Below are 17,958 nucleotides of genomic sequence, written 5' to 3'. Positions count from 1 at the left end.
CCCCACGGCGATCGGCGTCCGATGGCGCCACGATTTATGGTGCCAGCGGATAGAGTACCGGGCATGGGAGATAAACCGTCGTCGGGAGAGATTCTCGGAATCCCGTACAACTTCGAGCGCCCGAGCCTCGGACGCCTGCTTTCGTCGTACTGGCAGCCCGGCAAGGGGATGCTCGTCGAGAAGCCGTTCGGCATCGGCTACACGCTGAACCTCGCCAACTGGCGGTCGTGGCTCGTCCTCGCCGTCGCCGGTGGGCTCTACTACCAGCAGCAGCAGTCCGGCGGCCCCGACGCGTCGGGCGGACACGACGAGGACGCCGCGGACGACGGGGACGGCCCCGTCGAAGTGATCGTCGACGACGACTGACGCCGAGCGCGACCTCTGACCGAGGGAACGGCGTGCGGGGTGGTACCGCGATCGCCGTTTTTCGCCGTTGATTCCGCATCGGTTTCTTTTAAATACCAGCAGCGCGCAGAACGGATAATGAAAGTCCAGTTCGAGTGCTCCTGTTCGGAGGAGATCTCCGAGTTCACCCGCGGCGAGGCGAGCCGCGGCGTCCACGTCGAATGCGGGAACTGCGGCGCGGTGTACGCCGTGACGATCACCGAGCTTGAGTAGCGGGCGGCGGAGCGGACTCGAACCGGAGCCGGACCGTCGTGCCGTCGTCCGTCGCCTCGAAGCGGACGGTCCCCCCCTGCGTCTCGCACATCCACTTGACGAGCCACAGCCCGATGCTGCTCGCGTGCGAGAGCGGCGTCTCCTCTTCCGCCTGTAACACCGCGCGCTCGTCCGGCGGGATCCCCGGCCCGTTGTCGGTGACCTCCAGACAGGTGGTGGTCCCGTTCTCGCGGATCGTCGCCGCCACGCGCCGCGTCGCGCCGTCGTTGTGGGTGACCGCGTTCTCGAACACCTCGCGGATCGGGAACTCGACGGAGTCGTCCGCGCGGATCCACGCCTCGGACGGGGTTTCGACCGTGACCGCGGTTCCGTCGTCGTCGAGGACCCCGATCGCCTCGTGAACGGCGTCGACGAGGTTAACGCGGCCGTCCGGCCGCTCGGGCGACGCGTCCTCGATCACCCGGAGCTTCTCGCTGATCGCGATGACGTCGTCGGTCGTCTGCCGGATCGTCTCCAGGCACTCCTGGCCCCGCTCGTCGTCGACTCGGTCGGCCAACAGGTCGGTGTACCCCTGAATCACGTTGAGGTCGTTTCGGACGTTGTGTCTGAACACCCGGCTCAGAACCTGTAGCTGCTGGTTGGAGGTTTCGAGGTCCCGTCTGGCGGTCTCTGCCCGCCGCCGGTGGTGCGTGACCGCGCCGTAGAGGAGTCCGCCGGACCCGGCGACGAGCAGGAAGTCCCCGACGAGTCGCGTCGGCGCCCACCCCGCCGCGGTCCCGTTCGCCGACGCGACCGCGAGGTGAACCGCGACCGCGAACAGCGCTCCGAGACAGAGGTACGCCGCCGTGAGAGCGGCCGCAGACCGCCCGTAGATCAGTTCCGAATTAAACTTCATTTATATTTAACTTTTACTCGCCGAATTTTCTTCGCGAGCAACTCCTCGACGGCCGTCGGCTTAAATTTTGACCGTCGCATCCGATCGCAGAAAGACAGTCACCACGACGCGCAGTCGGCGCAGACGAAGTCGTCCTCGTCGCGCCAGCGGCGCTCGACCCGCTCGCCACAGCGGTCGCACGCCGCGCCGTCCGTATGCCACGTCGAGGTGGCGACCGCGGGGTCGACGGCGGCCGGGTCAGCGGCGTCGTTCGGATCGCTCGGGGCGTCCGGGTCCCCGTCGTCCGAGGCAGAATCGTCGGCGGCTTCCGCCGCGTCGGAATCGGTGTCCTCATCACCGAGGGCGAAGTCGTCGAGCGAGCGGTCCTCGGGCATCTACGCCTCCCGTCGGAGCCGGTCGACGACGTAGTCGCGCTCCAGTTCGCCCAGGAACTCCCCGAGCCGCGGCCCCTGCGTGTCGTCGAAGAAGAGGCGGTAGCCGGCCGCGAAGAAGTCGCTCACCTCGACGTCGTGGTCGCGGGCGGTCTCATACATCGCCCCCTGGATCTCCTCGCCGTCGTGGCCGGCCGCGACGAAGTCGGCGAGGTCGTCGAGCGCGGCCGCGACGTCCTCGTCGAACTCGACCGCGGGGAGGTCGGTCTGGAGGCGGTAGTCGTACTCGTTTTCGGTCCGCTCGGCCCAGTTCCGGGCCTGCTCCACGCGGGCGAGCGCGGCGTCGACCGCGTCCTCGTCGGCCTCGGCGGGGATGTGCCCCTCGTCGCGGGCGAGGCGCTCGCGGAAGTCGGGGTCGTCGACCATTCCAAGGACCGCCGCGAACGTGTACGGGAGCCGGATCGGCCGCTCCGTCGGCGGGTCGTCCGGTCTCCCGACGACGAACGGGTAGGCGCGCTCGGCGAACGCGGTGAGGTCCGGGTCGTCGACCTCGCCGAAGTAGGCGCGCTCGAACCGGTCGAACCGGTCGACGAGCTGGTCGAGCCGTTCGACGTCGAGGTCGCGGGCCTTCTTCGGGTGGAGCGCGAAGAAGTAGCGTAGCACCTCGGGCTCGATGAGCTCAAGCAGCTCCTGGACCGTGACGACGTTGCCCTCGGAGGAGGAGAACGCCTCGCCGTTGAGCGTGAACCACTCGTACACCATCGGCACGGGCGGCTCCTCGCCGAAGACGTTCCGCGCGACGTCGACCCCGGAGGGCCACGACCCCTCGGCGTGGTCCTTCCCGAACGGCTCGAAGTCGACGCCGAGGACCTCCCACTGTGCGGGCCACTCAAGCCGCCACGGGAGCTTCCCCTCGCGGAACGTCGCGGTCCCCTCGTGGCCGCATCCCTCGATGGTGTTGCCGCCGGCGTCCATGTCGGTACAGACGTAGTCGACGGTCTCCGCGTCAAGGTCGATCGCCGTCACCGTCTCGGTGACCTTGCCGCACGACTCGCAGACCGGGTTGAAGGGGACGTACTCGTCGTCGACCTTGTCCTGATACGGCGAGAGCACCTCGCGGACGCGCTCGACGTCCGAGAGGACCGTCCGGACCGCGTCGTCGAACGCGCCGTCGGCGTACAGCTCGGTGTTCGAGAGCATCTCGACGGGGACGTTCAGCCGGTCGGCGTCGGCCTTCAGCAGGCCCGCGAAGTGGGCCGCGTACGAGTCGGCCTCGCCGAACGGGTCCGGAATTGCCGTGTACGGCTTCCCGAGGTTGCGGCCGAGCGCGCCGGCGTCGACCTCGCCGAGGCCGACGATCTCGCCGTCCGCGTTCGCTAACTTCCGCGGGACCTTCCGCAGCGGGTCCCTGTCGTCGGAGGTGAACACCTGCCGGACCTCGTGACCGCGGTCGCGGAGCACCTCGGCGACGAAGTAGCCGCGCATGATCTCGTTGAAGTTGCCGAGGTGCGCGACCCCGGAGGGGGAGACGCCGCCCTTGATCACGATCGGCTCGTCGGGGTCGCGCGTCTCGATTTTGTCCGCGACGACGTCGGCCCAGAAGGCGTGGAACGTCTCCGCAGATTCGTCGCTCGCGCCCTCGCCGTCGTCGACCGCTTCCGCGCTCTCGTCTGCCGCTCCCTCGTCGAGCGCGGTCTGCTCGGAGAGGATGTGCGGGGAGTCGTCGTCCGCGCTCATCGGTCCTCCGTCCAGCGGCTCGGTTCGGCGCCGTCGACAGGGACCACGTCGGTCCCCGTGTGGTCGCCGCGCAACACAGCGTCGACGACGGCGCTCGGGTCGGTACCGTCTAAGACGATCGACCGGATGCCGGCCCGGTCGATCAGCTTCGCGGCGAGCAGGTCGACGGGCGCGGACGCGCCCGCGTCGCGGCTCATCGGGAGCACGATGTCGACGAGCTCGGCCGGCGACAGCTCCGCGAACTGGGTCGCGTCGGGGTCGGCGTTGGGGTCGGCGTCGTACACCCCGTCGGCGCTCGTGGCGTACACGAGCAGGTCGGCGTCGACCGACTCGGCGAACGCGGCGGCGACCGCGTCGGTCGTCTGTCCCGGCGTCACCCCACCCATCACCGACACCTCGTCGCGGCGGAGCGCCGCCGCCGCCTCCTCCGTGTCGGGCGCGGGCGCGAGGCTCGCGCGGTCGCCGAGCGCGGCGATCAGGAGGCGGGCGTTGAGCCGTGTCGTCCCGATGCCGAGCCGGTCGAGCTCGACCTCGTTGGCCCCGATTTCGCGGGCCGTCTCGATGTACTCGCGGGCGACGCCGCCGCCGCCGACGACGACCCCGACCTCGCAGCCGTCGGCGACCAGTCGTTCGATCGCCTCGGCGTAGGCGGCCACGCGCGCGGGGTCGAGGTCCGGCGCGAGCACGCTCCCGCCGACAGAAACGACGACTCTCATTGGCGACGAGTACCCCTGTCGCGGTCTTAAGGATTGTCAAGCCCGGACGCGGCGGAGCCGGTCCGGGACACCGGATCCGGACCGACGGGACGACCGGGAAACGCCTAAGCCGGTCGCGGCCCGCTCTCGGGTATGCGACCGATATCGATCGTCGGCGACGGGGGCTCGGCGCTGGCGCGGCGGCTCGCGGCGCGGCTGGACGGGCGGGTCGCCGTCGTGGAACGCGGCGCCGACCCGGACGGCGGGAGGCGGAGCGAGGCGGACTCGGTCGGTCCGACCGATCCGGCCACCGACGGCGGGGTGGTCGACGGCGAGGGGACCGACCCCGCTCGACGCCCCGACGCCGACACCGAGATCGCGTTCGACGCGGACGGGAACTGGACCGGGCGGGGAAGCGTCGAGGGGTTCGACGACCTGCTCGACGGGCTCGCCCCCGACCACGACTACCTGCTGGCGGTCGGCGAGTCGCGCCTGCGCGTCCCCGCGGTCCTCCTCGGCCCGAACCCGGACCCCGAGAGCGTGCCGGGCACGGTCCTCGCGACCGCGGGCGCCCCCGACGAGGTCGACCTCGACGCGCTCGTCGCCGACCTCGACGACGCGGAGCCGTGGATCACCCGCGAGACGCTCGTGCGGCGCGTCGAGGCGTCGGCGGACGCCGACCGGTCAGGGGCGATCGCCACGTTCACCGGCCGCGTGCGCGCCCGCGACGACCCGGACGACGACCGGACGACGCACCTCGCGTTCGAGAAGTACGAGGGGGTCGCCGAGGCGCGGATGGGGGACATCGCCGACGAGCTCGAAGACCGCGACGGCGTCTTCGACGTGCGGATGCACCACCGCACCGGCGTGATCGAGGCGGGCGAGGACATCGTGTTCGTGGTCGTGCTCGCCGGCCACCGCCGGGAGGCGTTCCGGACGGTCGAGGACGGGATCGACCGGCTGAAAGACGAGGTACCGATATTCAAAAAGGAGGCGACAGAATCGGAGACGTTCTGGGTCCATCGGCGCGACTGAACGGTGGTCGGAGGCGGCGTCGAGGCCTTCCCCACAACGTCGGACGGCCGGTGAGCGGGCCGCGCGAGGGGCGCGCGGTCGCTCCGAGACGGTGTTACGCGGCCCATTTTGCCGGTAGTTGTCGGGCGAACGCGGCGGCGACGAGTGGCTCGTTCCCCGAGTAGTTATCGAGAGAAACGAGCGTAAAACGGATTATAAAACGTCTGCGCCGCTTTGGAACCGTTGTAAAGAGTCCGTCAGACACGTTTTAGCCCGTCGAGTTCGGTGAAACGCCCTGAAACCCCCTGAACGTCGCCCAACGGTGTTGCCTTTATAACACCCTCCGGCGGCAAGCGTGGGGTGTACCATGAGCGCGACAGCGAACCCCTCCACGAACGCGAGCGCGAACGACGACCGCAGCAAGGAAGAGCGGCTGAAGCAGTACCTGCTCGACCGCGCGCAGGACGGCGAGATGTACTTCAAAGGGAAGTTCATCTCCGAGGACGTCGACCTCTCGCCGAAGGAGATCGGCGCCCTGATGGTGAAGCTCCGCGATTCCGCGACGGAGCTCACCGTCGAGAAGTGGTCGTACACGGGCGCGACGACCTGGCGCGTCGAGCCCGCCTGACGTCCCGCTCCGCCGACCGACGCCCGTAGCACCGCCCCCGACGCGCAGCACCGCACTGACGCCCGCGGTTCGGTCCCCGGCTCGCGCTTTCTGACCGCGCACGCGTCCGCTTCATGAACCGAGCGGACGACCGGTCCCCCCGTTTCCGGTTCGCTCACCCGCCGACGCGGGGTTTATACTCGCCGACCAGTTACGACGAGGCGATGCCAGAACACGAGGACGCGGCGGCGGCCGGCGACGGCGCGCCGCGTCCGGAGCCCCTCCGGACGTTCTTCCGGATCGACGAGGTCCGCCGCGAGGACGGCCGCGTGCGATACCGCGGCGAGTCGTACGTCCCGGAGCGGACGCTGCTGCGAAAGCTGACCCCGCACTTCCGAGAGGCGGGCTACGAGGTCGACGTCGAGGTCGTCGACGACGGCCACGTCGTCGTCGCGACGCCGTTCGACCGCGGCCGCGACGGGATCCCGTGGGTGAACGTCGCCATGTTCGCGGCCACGATACTGTCGACGCTGTTCGTCGGCGCGTACGGCTGGTACTACGTTCCGCTCGCGGAGATCCAGTCGAACCCCCTCTCGCTGCTTCAGGCGTGGCCGTTCACCGCCGCCGTCCTCGGCGTTCTGATGACCCACGAGCTCGGCCACTACGCCGCCGGGCGCTACCACGGCGTCCCCGTCTCGCTCCCGTACGTCATCCCCTTCATCTTCCCGTTCGGCACGCTCGGCGCGGTGATCCGGATCCGGGGGCGGATGCCCTCGCGGAAGGTCCTCTTCGACATCGGCGCCGCCGGCCCGATCGCGGGGTTGGTCGCGACGGTCGTCGTGACTGCCGTCGGCCTCTCCTTAGACCCGATTGGGGTGCCCGCGGAGCTCGCGAGCTCGTCGAGCTCGGTGATCCGGTTCAACAACCCGCCACTCTTAGACCTCATCGCCGGCGTCCTCGGGCAGCCGACGAGCTACGGCGACCCGCGGCTCACCGCCCACCCGGTGGTGATCGGCGGCTGGGTCGGGATGTTCTTCACCCTCCTGAACCTCCTCCCGGTCGGCCAGCTGGACGGCGGTCACATGGTCCGGGCGATGCTCGGGCCGCGACAGGAGACGGTGGCGGCGCTCGTCCCTGGCGCGCTGTTCGGGATCGCCGCGTACCTCCACTTCTGGCGGGGGCTCGGGCTGAACGAGTCCGTCGGGCTGTGGGCGTTCTGGGGCGTGTTCGCGACGGTGATCGCGTTCAACGGCCCGGCCGACCCGACCGACGAGGAGGGTGTGGGGCTCCCGCGGCTCGCGGTCGGCCTCGCCACGTTCGCCGTCGGCGCGCTCTGTTTCCTCCTCGTGCCGATTCAGGTCGTCGGCGCGTGACGCCGCGACTCAGTCGTCGCGCTGGTTCTTCATCCCCTGCCTGGTGAACTGGGGCGTGGTCCGGAGCCCGCGCTTCTTCCGGAACGACCGGTACAGGGCGATCGCGAGCGGCGCGGCCAACGCGAGGACGACGAGCGCGAGCCGCCAGTTGTCCGCGAACGAGTAGAGGATCGTCGCCGAGAGGACGCCGACGGCGAGCAGCACGGAGTAGGCGATCCGCATCGCCAGCTTCTCTAAGACGTTCGTGTCGTCCTCCAACACGACGTTGACGGTGAGGTCGTCGCGGTTGGCGCGGTCGAGGAACTCGTCGGCCTTCGGCGGGACGGTGAACAGCGCCTCGGTGGTCTTTTGTACCTGCCGGCCGGCGTCCTCGGCGAGATCCCGGGCGGTCTGCTCGTAGTACCCCTCCTCGCGGAGGTAGTCGGTCGCCGTCGAGATGAAGTCGAACTCGGGGTCCAAGGTGACACAGACCCCCTCGACGACGGTAGCGACGCGGAGGACCAAGGCGAGGTTCGGCGGGAGCCGCAGCGGGAACTCGTAGATGGTCGACTCCACCTGCTCGATGATCTGGTTCACCTGGTACTGCTCGATGTCCTCGCCGCTGGCGTCCGCGATGGCCAGCTCCATCACGTTTCCCATCACCTCGCGGTCAGCCTCCGGCGAGAGCGTCCCCATCGAGATCAGCGTGTCGAGGATGGCGTCGATGTCCTGCCGCGCGACCGCGACGTAGAACTCGACGATCTTCTCCTGGACGAACGGGTCGACCCGGCCCGCCATCCCGAAGTCGTAGAAGATCACGGCGCCGTCGTCCGCGACCGCGAGGTTCCCCGGGTGGGGGTCGGCGTGGAACACGCCGTCCTCGATTATCATCTGGAGGTACACCTCCTGGAGCGTCTCCGCGATCTGCGTCCGGTCGTGTCCCGCCTCGTCGAGCGCGTCGATGTCGCTGATCTTCGTGCCCGGGACGTACTCCATCGTGAGTACGCGCGGGCCGGAGACGGACTCGTACGTCTCCGGGATCCGGATCCGGTCCTCGTCGCCGAAGTTGCCGCGGATCTCCTCGAGCATCGTCCGCTCGCGCTCGTAGTCCATCTCCTCGCGGATCGTCTTGGCGAACTCGTCGGCGAGGTTCTCTAAGGAGAACGACCGGCCCGCCCCGGTGAACCGCTTGACGAGGGGGATCGACCAGCGGATCGTCCGGAGGTCGGCCTCGACGAGCGATTCGATTCCCGGGCGGCGCACCTTCACCGCAACCGGGTTCCCCTCGTACTCCGCGGTGTACACCTGTCCGAGGCTCGCGCCGCTTATCGGGTCGCGGTCGAAGTCGTCGAACGTGTCGTCGACCGGCCCGAACTCGTCTTCGAGGACGACCTTCGACTCCTCCCACGGCGCGGGGGGCACGTCGTCTTGGAGCCCCTCCAGCACCTCGATGTACGCCGGCGGGAGGATGTCCGGGCGTGTCGAGAGGATCTGCCCGAGCTTGATGAACGTCGGGCCGAGGGTGAGCAGGATGTCGAGCAGTACCGCCGCGCGCTCGCGCTGCGTCTCGGCGTCGACCTCGCGGCTCCCGCCGAACAGGAAGTAGCGGCGGCTGTCACGCCAGTACGCGACGATGAGCGGCGAGAACTGCCGCAGGACGACGACGAACCGCCAGTAGGCGCGAAGGTTGACCAGCGTGACCACCCGTCAGGCGTCGCCCTCGTCGTCCGCGTCGTCGACGGGGATGGTCCGGGAGACCTCGCGCTCCCGCTTCGGCAGCGAGATCTCGAGGACGCCGCGGTCGATCTCGGCGTCTGCGCCCGCGCCGTCGGCGTCGCTCGGGAGGGGGAGCTCCGCGTCGAGGAACAGCGGGCGGTCCTCGCGGACGTACTCGAACCCCTCGGGGACGGCCTTCTCGCGGCGCCCCTCGATGTCGATGCGCCCGTCTTCGACGAGCACCTCGGTGGTCTCGGCGGTCGCGCCCGGGAGGTCGACGACGAGGACGTACCCCTCGTCCGACTCGAGTAGGTCCGCAAACACCGCGTCCGGGAGGTCCCGGAGCGCGTCGCGTAGCGCTGACATGGACACAGGTAGGGTCGCCGCAGCGAAAAAGCTGTGGAAAAACGGGGTCCGCTCGCGGGAACCGAGGCGGGCAAACGCGGTCGCGGGCGGACGTCGAGTCGGCTTGCCGTTCGCGGTCGCCGGCCGCGGCTCAGTCGTCGTCGCCGATGTCGAGGTCGAACTTCCCGAGGTCCTCGCCCTGCGACTCGCCCGGGAGGATGTCACCCAGTCCCGCGCCGAACGCGGCCGCGGCCCAGACGACCGCGATCCGACCGACCCGTTCGAGCGCGGTCGGGTCCCCCTCGTGGAGCCGGCCCCAGAACAGCAGCATGGTCGACGACGTGACCAGCGATACGAGGAGGACCCCGGCGTACCGGCGGGGGATGAGCCCGAAGATCGGGTGTCGGATCGTGATCTGCCGGAAGTCGGCAAAGTAGAGGAGCCCGGCGGTCGCGATGAAGATGAACCCGACGTGGCCGATCAACAGGACCGGGACGCCGGCGACGGTCGTCGCGGCGAACCAGGCGGCTATCTCGAAGACGCCGCCCTCGACGAGCAGCGGGAGCGCGAACAGCACCGCCCCGACGAACGACTCGGCCAAGTCCCGGGAGGTGTACTTGGTGATCCGCTCGGCGAGCGCGCCGGTCCCGGGCATCCGCTCGACGAGCGAGATGGTCTGTCTGACCTTCTCGCGCTCGTGGTCCTCGTCGACGGTGTCGCTCAAGGCGTCGAGCTTCGCGAGCAGGTCCTCGATGTCGGGGTTGCCGGGCGCGTTCGCCGCGGCGGCCCGCTCCTCCGAGTCGCCGGTCCGACCCGCGTCCGCGTCTCGTTCGTCGCTGTCGACCATGTGCCCCCGCGACGCGCGAGCGACCTAAAAGGGTACCTGCGCGGTCGCCGCGGCTCGACCGGCTTCGGGGCCGGTCGCCGCGGTCGACGCCCTACAGTCGGTCGAGGAACCCGGAAAGCGCCTCGTTGAACGCGGCCGGCCGTTCGAGCATCGCGAGGTGCGCGGCGTCCGGGAGCTCGGTCCACTCCCCGTCCGGGATCTCCTCGGCGAGGTACTCGTGGTACGCCGGCGGCGTGAGCCCGTCGTGCGCGCCGACGAGCGCGAGCGCCGGGACGTCGACCGCGTCGAGGCGGTCCCGGACGTCGAAGCGGTGGCACGTCAGGAAGTCGCGTTCGGTGACTTCCCGGCCGCACGCGCGCATCGCCGCCTCCGAGAGCTCGACGTACTCGGCGGGCGCGTCGTGGAACAGCCGGTCCGGCTCGTGGAGCAGCGAGACCGCCCGGTCGAAGTCGCCGGCGAGCGCGTCGCGGAGGGGCTCGGCCACCGCGAGCTTCGCGCCCGTGCCCGCGAGGACGAGGCCGTCGAGCGCGAGGTCGCGCTCTAAGGCGATCCACAGCGCGACCGCGCCGCCGAGCGAGTTCCCGCAGAGGACGGTCGCGTCCGTCGCCTCCGCGACCGCGACGACGTCGTCGGCGTACGCGTCGAGCGTCTCGCGGCCCGCGGGCGTCGAGACGTCGTCGCTGTCGCCGTGCCCGGAGAGGTCGACGGCGACGCCGGGGAACCGGTCGGCGATGCGCGCCTGCGACTTCCAGACGTCCTTCGTGCCGCCGCTGCCGTGGACGAAACAGACCGTCGGCCCGTCGCCGCCGCGGTCGAAGCGGCGGGACGCCGTCGCCCGGCCGTCGTGGGTGACCCGTTCCATGGCCGGCGGTTCGGCGCCGAGCGGTATAAACGCCCGAGGGGTCGGACGCCACGCTACTTACGTCGCCTCGAACGGGAGACGGGCCCGCGATCCGAACGGGAGACACGACGCGGCGCCGACCGCCGGACGGCGACCGATCGGGGGCAATGGGATCCGAACCGCTACACTACCGATAGAACAGAGAAACACTCACGTCGTGCGATTTTGAGCGTCAAGTTTAAATAGCTACGCGACTAACTCGTAGTTAGGATGAATCACATACAGACCCGATCGACCGGCGACGGCGCGCTGCTGCGTCGGTACGAGTACGACGACGAGTGGGTCGTCGCCGCCGATCTCGGCGTCGACGACGAGACCGTCACCGTCGACACCGTCGGCGAGACGGCGATCGTTGTCGTGGAGGGACCGGACGGGCCGGTCGAATCGGAGTTCGAGCTGCCCGGAACGGCCGCGGACGCGGCCGTGAACAACGGCGTGCTCACCGTGGAGGGCGAGCGATGAAGCTCACCGTCAAGCCGCTGAAACAGAAGGACGCCGGCCGCCGCCTCGCGGCGATCGACCGCGTCGCGGCCGACGAGCTCGGGCTCTCCGGCGGGGACATCGTCCGCGTCGAGGGCGCCGACGGGGCCGCGATCGCCCGGGTCTGGCCCGGCTACCCCGAGGACGACGGCACCGGCGTGATCCGCATCGACGGCCGCCTCCGGCAGGAGGCCGACGTGGGGATCGACGACCGCGTGACCGTCGAGGACGTCGACGTCTCCCGCGCAGACGCGGTGACGATCGCCTTCCCGAGCCAGCTGCGGGTGCGGGGCCAGATCGCCCCGTTCATCCGCGACAAGCTCTCCGGCCAGCCCGTGACCGAGGGACAGACGATCCGAACCTCCCTCGGCTTCGGGCTGATGGGCGGTCAGTCGCAGGCCGTCCCGATGAAGATCGCCGAGACGAGCCCGAGCGGCACGGTCGTCATCACCGACGAGACGGAGATCAGCATCTCCGAGATCTCCGCCGAGGAGATCGCCGACCGCGGCGACGCCCCGGGCGGCACCGGCGAGGGGCCCGACGTCACCTATGAGGACATCGGCGGGCTCGACGACGAGCTCGAGCAGGTCCGCGAGATGATCGAGCTCCCGATGCGGCACCCGGAGCTGTTCAAGCGCCTCGGCATCGACCCGCCGAAGGGCGTCCTGCTCCACGGCCCGCCGGGCACGGGGAAGACGCTGATCGCGAAGGCGGTCGCCAACGAGATCGACGCGAACTTCCACACGATCTCCGGCCCGGAGATCATGTCGAAGTACTATGGCGAGAGCGAAGAGCAGCTCCGCGAGGTGTTCGAGGAGGCGGCCGAGGAGTCGCCGTCGATCATCTTCATGGACGAGCTGGACTCCATCGCGCCCAAGCGCGAGGAGGCCGGCGGCGACGTGGAGCGCCGCGTCGTGGCCCAGCTCCTCTCGCTGATGGACGGGCTCGAGGAGCGCGGCGAGGTCGTCGTCATCGGGGCGACGAACCGCGTCGACGCAATCGACCAGGCGCTCCGACGGGGCGGCCGCTTCGACCGCGAGATCGAGGTCGGCGTCCCCGACCGCGACGGCCGCAAGGAGATCCTGCAGGTCCACACGCGGAACATGCCGCTGACCGACGGGGTCGACCTCGACGAGTACGCCGAGAACACCCACGGCTTCGTCGGGGCCGACCTCGAGTCGCTGGCGAAGGAGTCCGCGATGCACGCGCTGCGCCGCATTCGCCCCGAGATCGACCTCGAAAGCGACGAGATCGACGCCGACGTGCTGAACAGCATTCAGGTGACCGAGGCGGACTTCAAGGAGGCGATCAAGGGGATCGAACCCTCCGCGCTGCGGGAGGTGTTCGTGGAGGTCCCCGACGTCACCTGGGACGACGTGGGCGGCCTCGAGGGCACCAAAGAGCGGCTCCGCGAGACGATCCAGTGGCCCTTAGAGTACCCCGAGGTGTTCGAGGAGCTCGACATGCAGGCCGCGAAGGGCGTCCTGATGTACGGCCCGCCGGGCACGGGGAAGACCCTGCTCGCGAAGGCCGTCGCCAACGAGAGCGAGTCGAACTTCATCTCGATCAAGGGGCCCGAGCTGCTGAACAAGTACGTGGGCGAGTCCGAGAAGGGCGTCCGCGAGGTGTTCAGCAAGGCCCGCGAGAACGCGCCGACGATCGTGTTCTTCGACGAGATCGACTCGATCGCGACCGAGCGCGGGAAGAACTCCGGCGACTCCGGCGTCGGCGAGCGCGTCGTCTCCCAGCTGCTGACGGAGCTCGACGGGCTCGAATCGCTGGAGGACGTGGTCGTCATCGCGACGACGAACCGCCCGGACCTCATCGACTCGGCGCTGCTGCGTCCCGGCCGCTTAGACCGGCACGTCCACGTGCCCGTCCCCGACGAGACGGCCCGCCGCCGGATCTTCGAGGTCCACACGCGGAACAAGCCGCTGGCCGACGACGTCGACCTCGACGCGCTGGCCCGCAAGACCGAGGGCTACGTGGGCGCCGACATCGAGGCGGTCGCCCGCGAGGCGTCGATGAACGCCTCCCGTGAGTTCATCGGCAGCGTCACGCGGGAGGAGGTCGGCGAGTCCGTCGGCAACGTCCGCGTGACGATGGCGCACTTCGAGGACGCGCTGAACGAGGTGAACCCCAGCGTCACCCCCGAAACGCGCGAGCGCTACGAGGAGATAGAAAAGCAGTTCCAGCGGTCGGAGGTCAACCGCGACGAGGCCGAACCGGGCGCGGCGTTCCAGTAAGGCGCACTCCCGGCTTCGCGGCCGCGTTTTTTCGATCAGTCCTTAGATCAGTCCGATCGCCGACAGCAAGTAGAACGCGGCGACGACGACGATGCCGATCGTGACGAGCCGCCACGCGAGCTTCAGCACGAACTTGCCGACGACGATGATCAGCGCGACGGCGACGAGGGCGACCAGCAGCTGGCCGACCTGACTGCCGAGCAGCGCGGCCTGTGCCGGCGCGACGAGCCCCGCGAGCGCGAGCGATGATGCGGTCATGTCCGGCCCCACGGCGACGCCGGGCATAAGCTTGTGGGACGAGGGCGGATCCAGTTATCGAATTTTGATATATCCGCGGCAAGAACTGCGCGGAGTCCGGACGCGCACGCGGCGAGGCGACGAGCGCGGGGAGGCCAGCGCCGGATATCGACGGAGGAATCACCGCCCAGCAACCCCCCTTCTGTTCCGGTGGGAGACCGCTCTCGTACAGCGGTTTGGCCGGTTGGAGATCAGTTTCACTCCGGTCTACCTACGCTTATGTGTCCGGAGCCCTTTTTGTACCGACGTACCGGATTCAGCGTCAGACGCGCCTGACCGACGTTACATACCGAATCGGACACGTAGATGCCGGGCGGGTCCGAACATCCGAACCTACAAGGGCCCGCCTCGCCAGTACACCAACACTACAGATGATCCATATCCCACGCCAAACCAGCGGGGTGGCCGCCGAATGAGCAGCGACGGCGTCTCCGCCGACGGAGTCGAACTGCCGATCAAACGAACCACGGGCGACACCATGGAGGAGCGCCTCACGGGCAACGCCTACCACAACATCCTGCCTGCGCGCTACCTCCGGAAGAACGCGGACGGCGAGCCGGACGAAGATCAGGAGGAGCTGTTCGACCGCGTCGCGCGCAACGTCGCGCTCGCGGAGGCCGTCTTCGAGGCCGAAAAGCAGGGCGTCGAGGTCACGGTCACGCCCGACCAGCTGAAGCCCGACCACCCCCGGCGCGACGAGCTCGCCGAGGAGGTCTTCGGCGCGGGCACGACCGCGCAGGACGACGCGGAGACGACGCTCACCGCCCACAACGTCAACAAGTTCGCGTACGAGACCGTCGTTCCCGAGCTTCCCGAGAGCGTGCGCGACCACGTCGAGGCGACCGCCGAGACGTTCCAGCAGGGGATGGAGTCGCTCTCCTTCATGCCGAACTCCCCCACCCTGATGAACGCGGGCGACGAGCTCCAACAGCTCTCCGCCTGCTTCGTCGACTCGCCGGGCGACGACATCACCGACATCCACCAGACCGCCAAGGAGGCGGCCGAGGTGTTCCAGTCCGGCGGCGGCATGGGGTACGCGTTCTGGAAGCTCCGCCCCTACGGCGACTCCGTCGGCTCCACCGGCGGCATCGCTTCCGGGCCGATCACGTTCATGCGGACGTTCGACCAGATGTGCGAGACGATCGCGCAGGGCGGCGCGCGCCGCGGCGCCCAGATGGGCGTCATGCGCATCTCGCACCCGGACGTCATCCAGTTCATCCACGCGAAGAACAAGGACGTCTCCTTAGCCCACTCGCTACGCCTGAACGACCCCGACGACTTCACGCACAACTCTTTCGCGGACGCCTTGGAGGAGGCCCGCGAGCTCATCGACGAGGACGGGAAGGTGCCGGAACACCTCCGGAACGCGGTGGAGGGCCACCTCTCGAACTTCAACATCAGCGTCGGCGTCACGGACGACTTCATGGATGCGTTGGAGAACGACGAGGAGTTCACCTTCACCAACCCCCGCACCGAGGAGCCCCACGTCGCCACCCCGGAGACGAAGGAGCTCTACGACATGTTCGGCCTCGGCGACCACGTCGAGGTGGGCGAGGAGCTCTCCGTCCCCGCGGCCGAGATCTGGGACCACATGATCGAGGGCGCCCACGAGAACGGGGAGCCGGGCGTCGTCTACCTCGAACGGATCAACAAAGAACATTCCTTCGATGTGGAGGAAAATCCAAGCCACAGAATCCTCGCAACAAATCCCTGCGGTGAGCAGCCGTTGGAGGAGTACGAGGCCTGTAACCTCGGCCACATCAACCTCTCGACGCTCGCGGACCTCGACGCCCCCGACTGGCGCGTCTGGTCCGACGAGCACGCCGACGAGTACGACTCCGAGGCCGCCGCGGTCGAGGCGTTCCTCGAGGAGGCGATCGACTTCGAGGAGTTCGAAGAGCGGATCGCGTACGGCACCCGCTTCCTCGAGAACGTCGTCACGATGTCCGACTTCCCGGTCGACGAGATCGAAGAGAAGGTCCGCGACATGCGGAAGATCGGGCTCGGGATCATGGGGCTCGCGCAGCTGTACGTCCAGCTCGGCGTCCGCTACGGCTCCGAGTCGGGCAACGAGATCGCCCGGCAACTGATGACCCACATCAACCACCAGTCGAAGCTCGCCTCCCACGAGCTCGCCGAGGAGCGCGGCACCTTCAACGACTGGGCGGACTCGAAGTACGCGAACCCGACCGAACACCGCGACTGGTTCGAGCACTACACCGGGCTCGACGCCGACGAGTGGGCGGACGGCTTCCCGATCCGCAACCACAACACGACGACGATCGCCCCCACGGGCACGACGTCGATGATCGGCAACACGACCGGGGGCTGTGAGCCCATCTACAACGTCGCCTACTACAAGAACGTCTCCGACGACGTTCAGGGCGACGAGATGCTCGTCGAGTTCGACGACTACTTCCTGCGTACCTTGGAGGCCAACGACGTCGACGTCGACGCCGTCAAGGAGGAGGCCCAAGAGCAGATGGCGACCAACGAGTTCGACGGCGTCGAGGGGCTCGACACCGTTCCGGACGCGATCGGTGAGCTGTTCGTCGTCACCGGCGACCTCTCCGCGAAGGACCACGCCGGCGTCCAGGTCGCCTGTCAGAAGGGCGTCGACTCCGCCATCTCGAAGACCGTGAACGCGCCCAACGACTCCACGCTGGGCGACGCCAAGGAGGTCTTCGAGTACATCTACGAGAACGGCGGGAAGGGCGTCACCTACTACCGCGACGGCACCCGCTCGAAGCAGGTGCTCACGACGCGCGCGCAGAACGCGGAGTTCGCCGACGAGAGCGAGGCCGCCGAGACGATCGTCGAACAGATCAACGAGGTGTTCGGCGGTGTCGACGCGTTCCTCGACAACGAGGACGTTCAGGCCGCGATCGACGCGGAGATCTCGGACCTGCTCGAAACGACGGAGCAGCCCCGGATCGACTACAGCGAGCGCAGCCCGCGCCCCGACTCCCTGAACGGGGTCACCCAGCGCGTCGAGACGGGCTACGGCAAGCTGTACGTCACCATCAACGAGGACGAGAACGGGCTGCCGTTCGAGCTGTTCGCGAACATCGGCCACTCCGGCGGCTACACCAACTCCTTCACGGAGGCGCTCGCGAAGGTCATCTCGACGGCGCTCCGCTCGGGCGTCGACCCCGAGGAGATCGTCGACGAGCTCCAGGGCACCCGGAGCCCGAAGGTCGCCTGGGACAAAGGCGAGCAGATCCAGTCGATCCCGGACGCCATCGGCACCGCGCTCCGGCGCTACCTCGACGACGACGTCGACAAGGGGATTCCCCAACAGCAGAGCCTCGACGACGTCGAGGAGTCCGCGGCGGGCGCGAGCCCCCCGAGCCAGACCGACGGCGGCGCGGTCGACGCCGGCACGGCGACCGACGCCCCGAGCGCGGACGCCCCCGGCCCGGCAGCGGAAGACGACGCCGCCGGCGCCGACGACTCGACCCAGGAGCTCATCGCGGCGGGCGAGTCGCCCGAGTGCCCCGAGTGCGGCGGCATGAACCTCTACTACTCCGAGGGCTGCAAGACGTGCGAGTCGTGCGGCTGGTCGGAGTGTTAGACGGACCGAACTGACGGTAAAAGCGCTTGCGGCGCGATTTTTCGCAGTTCGTACGAACGCGATCGATACCGGGAGTGAGTATCACAGATCGGTAGCAGCGATTCGGTATTTAAATAGTCGCCAGCGGCGACGACGGTCGTTTATAAATGGCAGGCGGTGGCGCGCCTGCGAGCGGCCGCCATCGGCGGCCGCGAGCCAGCCCGCGAGGTCGCCGGCGCTACGCGCCGGCTGCCAGAGAATCTTCGATTCTCGCTGGACGCGGT

Annotated in this window: 17 protein-coding genes; 8 read left to right on the top strand and 9 right to left on the bottom strand. The window is 68.9% G+C overall.

The features are described 5' to 3' along the window. Positions 1-63 precede the first annotated feature (63 nt). Positions 64-366, top strand: coding sequence for a DUF5808 domain-containing protein (locus B378_RS0111135; protein ID WP_017343859.1), 303 nt, complete (start codon positions 64-66; stop codon positions 364-366). Between the two features lie 117 nt (positions 367-483). Next, the gene (locus B378_RS17430; RefSeq protein WP_017343858.1) at positions 484-618 is read left to right on the top strand and encodes a hypothetical protein; all 135 of its coding nucleotides are present in this window, start codon (positions 484-486) and stop codon (positions 616-618) included. Here B378_RS17430 and B378_RS0111125 read toward each other — a convergent pair. The 4 genes from B378_RS0111125 to pyrH form a co-directional block, all read right to left on the bottom strand. After that, positions 602-1,513 carry a sensor histidine kinase KdpD gene (locus B378_RS0111125; protein WP_026046264.1) on the bottom strand — a complete coding sequence of 304 codons (912 nt, stop codon included), beginning with the start codon at positions 1,511-1,513 and terminating at the stop codon, positions 602-604. The genes B378_RS17430 and B378_RS0111125 overlap by 17 nt on opposite strands. Before the next feature lie 98 nt (positions 1,514-1,611). Next, positions 1,612-1,887 carry a hypothetical protein gene (locus B378_RS0111120; RefSeq protein ID WP_017343857.1) on the bottom strand — a complete coding sequence of 92 codons (276 nt, stop codon included), beginning with the start codon at positions 1,885-1,887 and terminating at the stop codon, positions 1,612-1,614. Beyond that, positions 1,888-3,621, bottom strand: coding sequence for a lysine--tRNA ligase (gene lysS / locus B378_RS0111115; protein ID WP_017343856.1), 1,734 nt, complete (start codon positions 3,619-3,621; stop codon positions 1,888-1,890). Further along, on the bottom strand, positions 3,618-4,337 hold the full coding sequence (gene pyrH / locus B378_RS0111110; RefSeq protein WP_017343855.1) for a UMP kinase: 720 nt from the start codon (positions 4,335-4,337) through the stop codon (positions 3,618-3,620). Before pyrH ends, lysS begins: the two co-directional genes overlap by 4 nt. 132 nt (positions 4,338-4,469) lie before the next feature. On the opposite strand from pyrH, the gene B378_RS0111105 reads away from it, so the two are divergent. The 3 genes from B378_RS0111105 to B378_RS0111095 all read left to right on the top strand — a co-directional run bounded on the left by B378_RS0111105 (position 4,470) and on the right by B378_RS0111095 (position 7,310). Next, positions 4,470-5,351 carry a molybdopterin synthase gene (locus B378_RS0111105; protein ID WP_017343854.1) on the top strand — a complete coding sequence of 294 codons (882 nt, stop codon included), beginning with the start codon at positions 4,470-4,472 and terminating at the stop codon, positions 5,349-5,351. A gap of 346 nt (positions 5,352-5,697) precedes the next feature. After that, positions 5,698-5,958 (top strand): hypothetical protein, encoded by a 261-nt coding sequence (locus B378_RS0111100; protein WP_004597322.1) that lies wholly within the window; start codon positions 5,698-5,700, stop codon positions 5,956-5,958. A gap of 203 nt (positions 5,959-6,161) precedes the next feature. After that, positions 6,162-7,310, top strand: coding sequence for a site-2 protease family protein (locus tag B378_RS0111095; protein ID WP_017343853.1), 1,149 nt, complete (start codon positions 6,162-6,164; stop codon positions 7,308-7,310). 9 nt (positions 7,311-7,319) lie between these two features. On the opposite strand, the gene B378_RS0111090 is transcribed toward B378_RS0111095, so the two are convergent. From B378_RS0111090 to B378_RS0111075, 4 genes are all read right to left on the bottom strand, one after another. After that, the gene (locus tag B378_RS0111090) at positions 7,320-8,993 is read right to left on the bottom strand and encodes an AarF/ABC1/UbiB kinase family protein (RefSeq protein WP_017343852.1); all 1,674 of its coding nucleotides are present in this window, start codon (positions 8,991-8,993) and stop codon (positions 7,320-7,322) included. Positions 8,994-8,996: 3 nt separating this feature from the next. Further along, a complete protein-coding gene (locus B378_RS0111085; protein ID WP_004597325.1) occupies positions 8,997-9,371 on the bottom strand; it encodes an Hsp20/alpha crystallin family protein in 375 nt (124 codons plus the stop codon). A 130-nt stretch (positions 9,372-9,501) separates the two neighbouring features. Continuing rightward, positions 9,502-10,197, bottom strand: coding sequence for a DUF2391 family protein (locus tag B378_RS0111080; protein ID WP_017343851.1), 696 nt, complete (start codon positions 10,195-10,197; stop codon positions 9,502-9,504). A gap of 91 nt (positions 10,198-10,288) precedes the next feature. Beyond that, positions 10,289-11,059 carry an alpha/beta fold hydrolase gene (locus B378_RS0111075; protein ID WP_017343850.1) on the bottom strand — a complete coding sequence of 257 codons (771 nt, stop codon included), beginning with the start codon at positions 11,057-11,059 and terminating at the stop codon, positions 10,289-10,291. Between the two features lie 249 nt (positions 11,060-11,308). On the opposite strand from B378_RS0111075, the gene B378_RS0111070 reads away from it, so the two are divergent. Beyond that, positions 11,309-11,560 carry an Hsp20/alpha crystallin family protein gene (locus tag B378_RS0111070; protein WP_017343849.1) on the top strand — a complete coding sequence of 84 codons (252 nt, stop codon included), beginning with the start codon at positions 11,309-11,311 and terminating at the stop codon, positions 11,558-11,560. Continuing rightward, entirely contained in the window at positions 11,557-13,824 is a 2,268-nt protein-coding gene (locus B378_RS0111065) for a CDC48 family AAA ATPase (RefSeq protein WP_017343848.1), read from the top strand. The genes B378_RS0111070 and B378_RS0111065 overlap by 4 nt, the downstream gene beginning before the upstream one ends. 42 nt (positions 13,825-13,866) lie before the next feature. On the opposite strand, the gene B378_RS0111060 is transcribed toward B378_RS0111065, so the two are convergent. After that, entirely contained in the window at positions 13,867-14,109 is a 243-nt protein-coding gene (locus tag B378_RS0111060; RefSeq protein WP_017343847.1) for a hypothetical protein, read from the bottom strand. 424 nt (positions 14,110-14,533) lie between these two features. Between B378_RS0111060 and B378_RS0111055 the strand changes: the two genes are divergently transcribed. Beyond that, positions 14,534-17,695, top strand: coding sequence for an adenosylcobalamin-dependent ribonucleoside-diphosphate reductase (locus tag B378_RS0111055; protein ID WP_017343846.1), 3,162 nt, complete (start codon positions 14,534-14,536; stop codon positions 17,693-17,695). Positions 17,696-17,958 lie beyond the last annotated feature (263 nt).

It is taken from the genome of Halorubrum sp. T3 (genome assembly GCF_000296615.1).
Classification (GTDB): Archaea; Halobacteriota; Halobacteria; order Halobacteriales; family Haloferacaceae; genus Halorubrum; species Halorubrum ruber.
The sequence above is the reverse complement of the archived record's forward strand: the minus strand, read 5'-3'. Positions and strand labels throughout refer to the sequence as shown.

What these genes read in the sequence shown, in the direction of transcription:
- B378_RS0111135 (WP_017343859.1), top strand. Translation starts at nt 64, where the DNA reads ATGGGAGATAAACCGTCGTCGGGAGAGATTCTCGGAATCCCGTACAAC.
- B378_RS17430 (WP_017343858.1), top strand. Translation starts at nt 484, where the DNA reads ATGAAAGTCCAGTTCGAGTGCTCCTGTTCGGAGGAGATCTCCGAGTTC.
- B378_RS0111125 (WP_026046264.1), bottom strand. Translation starts at nt 1,513, where the DNA reads ATGAAGTTTAATTCGGAACTGATCTACGGGCGGTCTGCGGCCGCTCTC.
- B378_RS0111120 (WP_017343857.1), bottom strand. Translation starts at nt 1,887, where the DNA reads ATGCCCGAGGACCGCTCGCTCGACGACTTCGCCCTCGGTGATGAGGAC.
- lysS (WP_017343856.1), bottom strand. Translation starts at nt 3,621, where the DNA reads ATGAGCGCGGACGACGACTCCCCGCACATCCTCTCCGAGCAGACCGCG.
- pyrH (WP_017343855.1), bottom strand. Translation starts at nt 4,337, where the DNA reads ATGAGAGTCGTCGTTTCTGTCGGCGGGAGCGTGCTCGCGCCGGACCTC.
- B378_RS0111105 (WP_017343854.1), top strand. Translation starts at nt 4,470, where the DNA reads ATGCGACCGATATCGATCGTCGGCGACGGGGGCTCGGCGCTGGCGCGG.
- B378_RS0111100 (WP_004597322.1), top strand. Translation starts at nt 5,698, where the DNA reads ATGAGCGCGACAGCGAACCCCTCCACGAACGCGAGCGCGAACGACGAC.
- B378_RS0111095 (WP_017343853.1), top strand. Translation starts at nt 6,162, where the DNA reads ATGCCAGAACACGAGGACGCGGCGGCGGCCGGCGACGGCGCGCCGCGT.
- B378_RS0111085 (WP_004597325.1), bottom strand. Translation starts at nt 9,371, where the DNA reads ATGTCAGCGCTACGCGACGCGCTCCGGGACCTCCCGGACGCGGTGTTT.
- B378_RS0111080 (WP_017343851.1), bottom strand. Translation starts at nt 10,197, where the DNA reads ATGGTCGACAGCGACGAACGAGACGCGGACGCGGGTCGGACCGGCGAC.
- B378_RS0111075 (WP_017343850.1), bottom strand. Translation starts at nt 11,059, where the DNA reads ATGGAACGGGTCACCCACGACGGCCGGGCGACGGCGTCCCGCCGCTTC.
- B378_RS0111070 (WP_017343849.1), top strand. Translation starts at nt 11,309, where the DNA reads ATGAATCACATACAGACCCGATCGACCGGCGACGGCGCGCTGCTGCGT.
- B378_RS0111065 (WP_017343848.1), top strand. Translation starts at nt 11,557, where the DNA reads ATGAAGCTCACCGTCAAGCCGCTGAAACAGAAGGACGCCGGCCGCCGC.
- B378_RS0111060 (WP_017343847.1), bottom strand. Translation starts at nt 14,109, where the DNA reads ATGCCCGGCGTCGCCGTGGGGCCGGACATGACCGCATCATCGCTCGCG.
- B378_RS0111055 (WP_017343846.1), top strand. Translation starts at nt 14,534, where the DNA reads ATGAGCAGCGACGGCGTCTCCGCCGACGGAGTCGAACTGCCGATCAAA.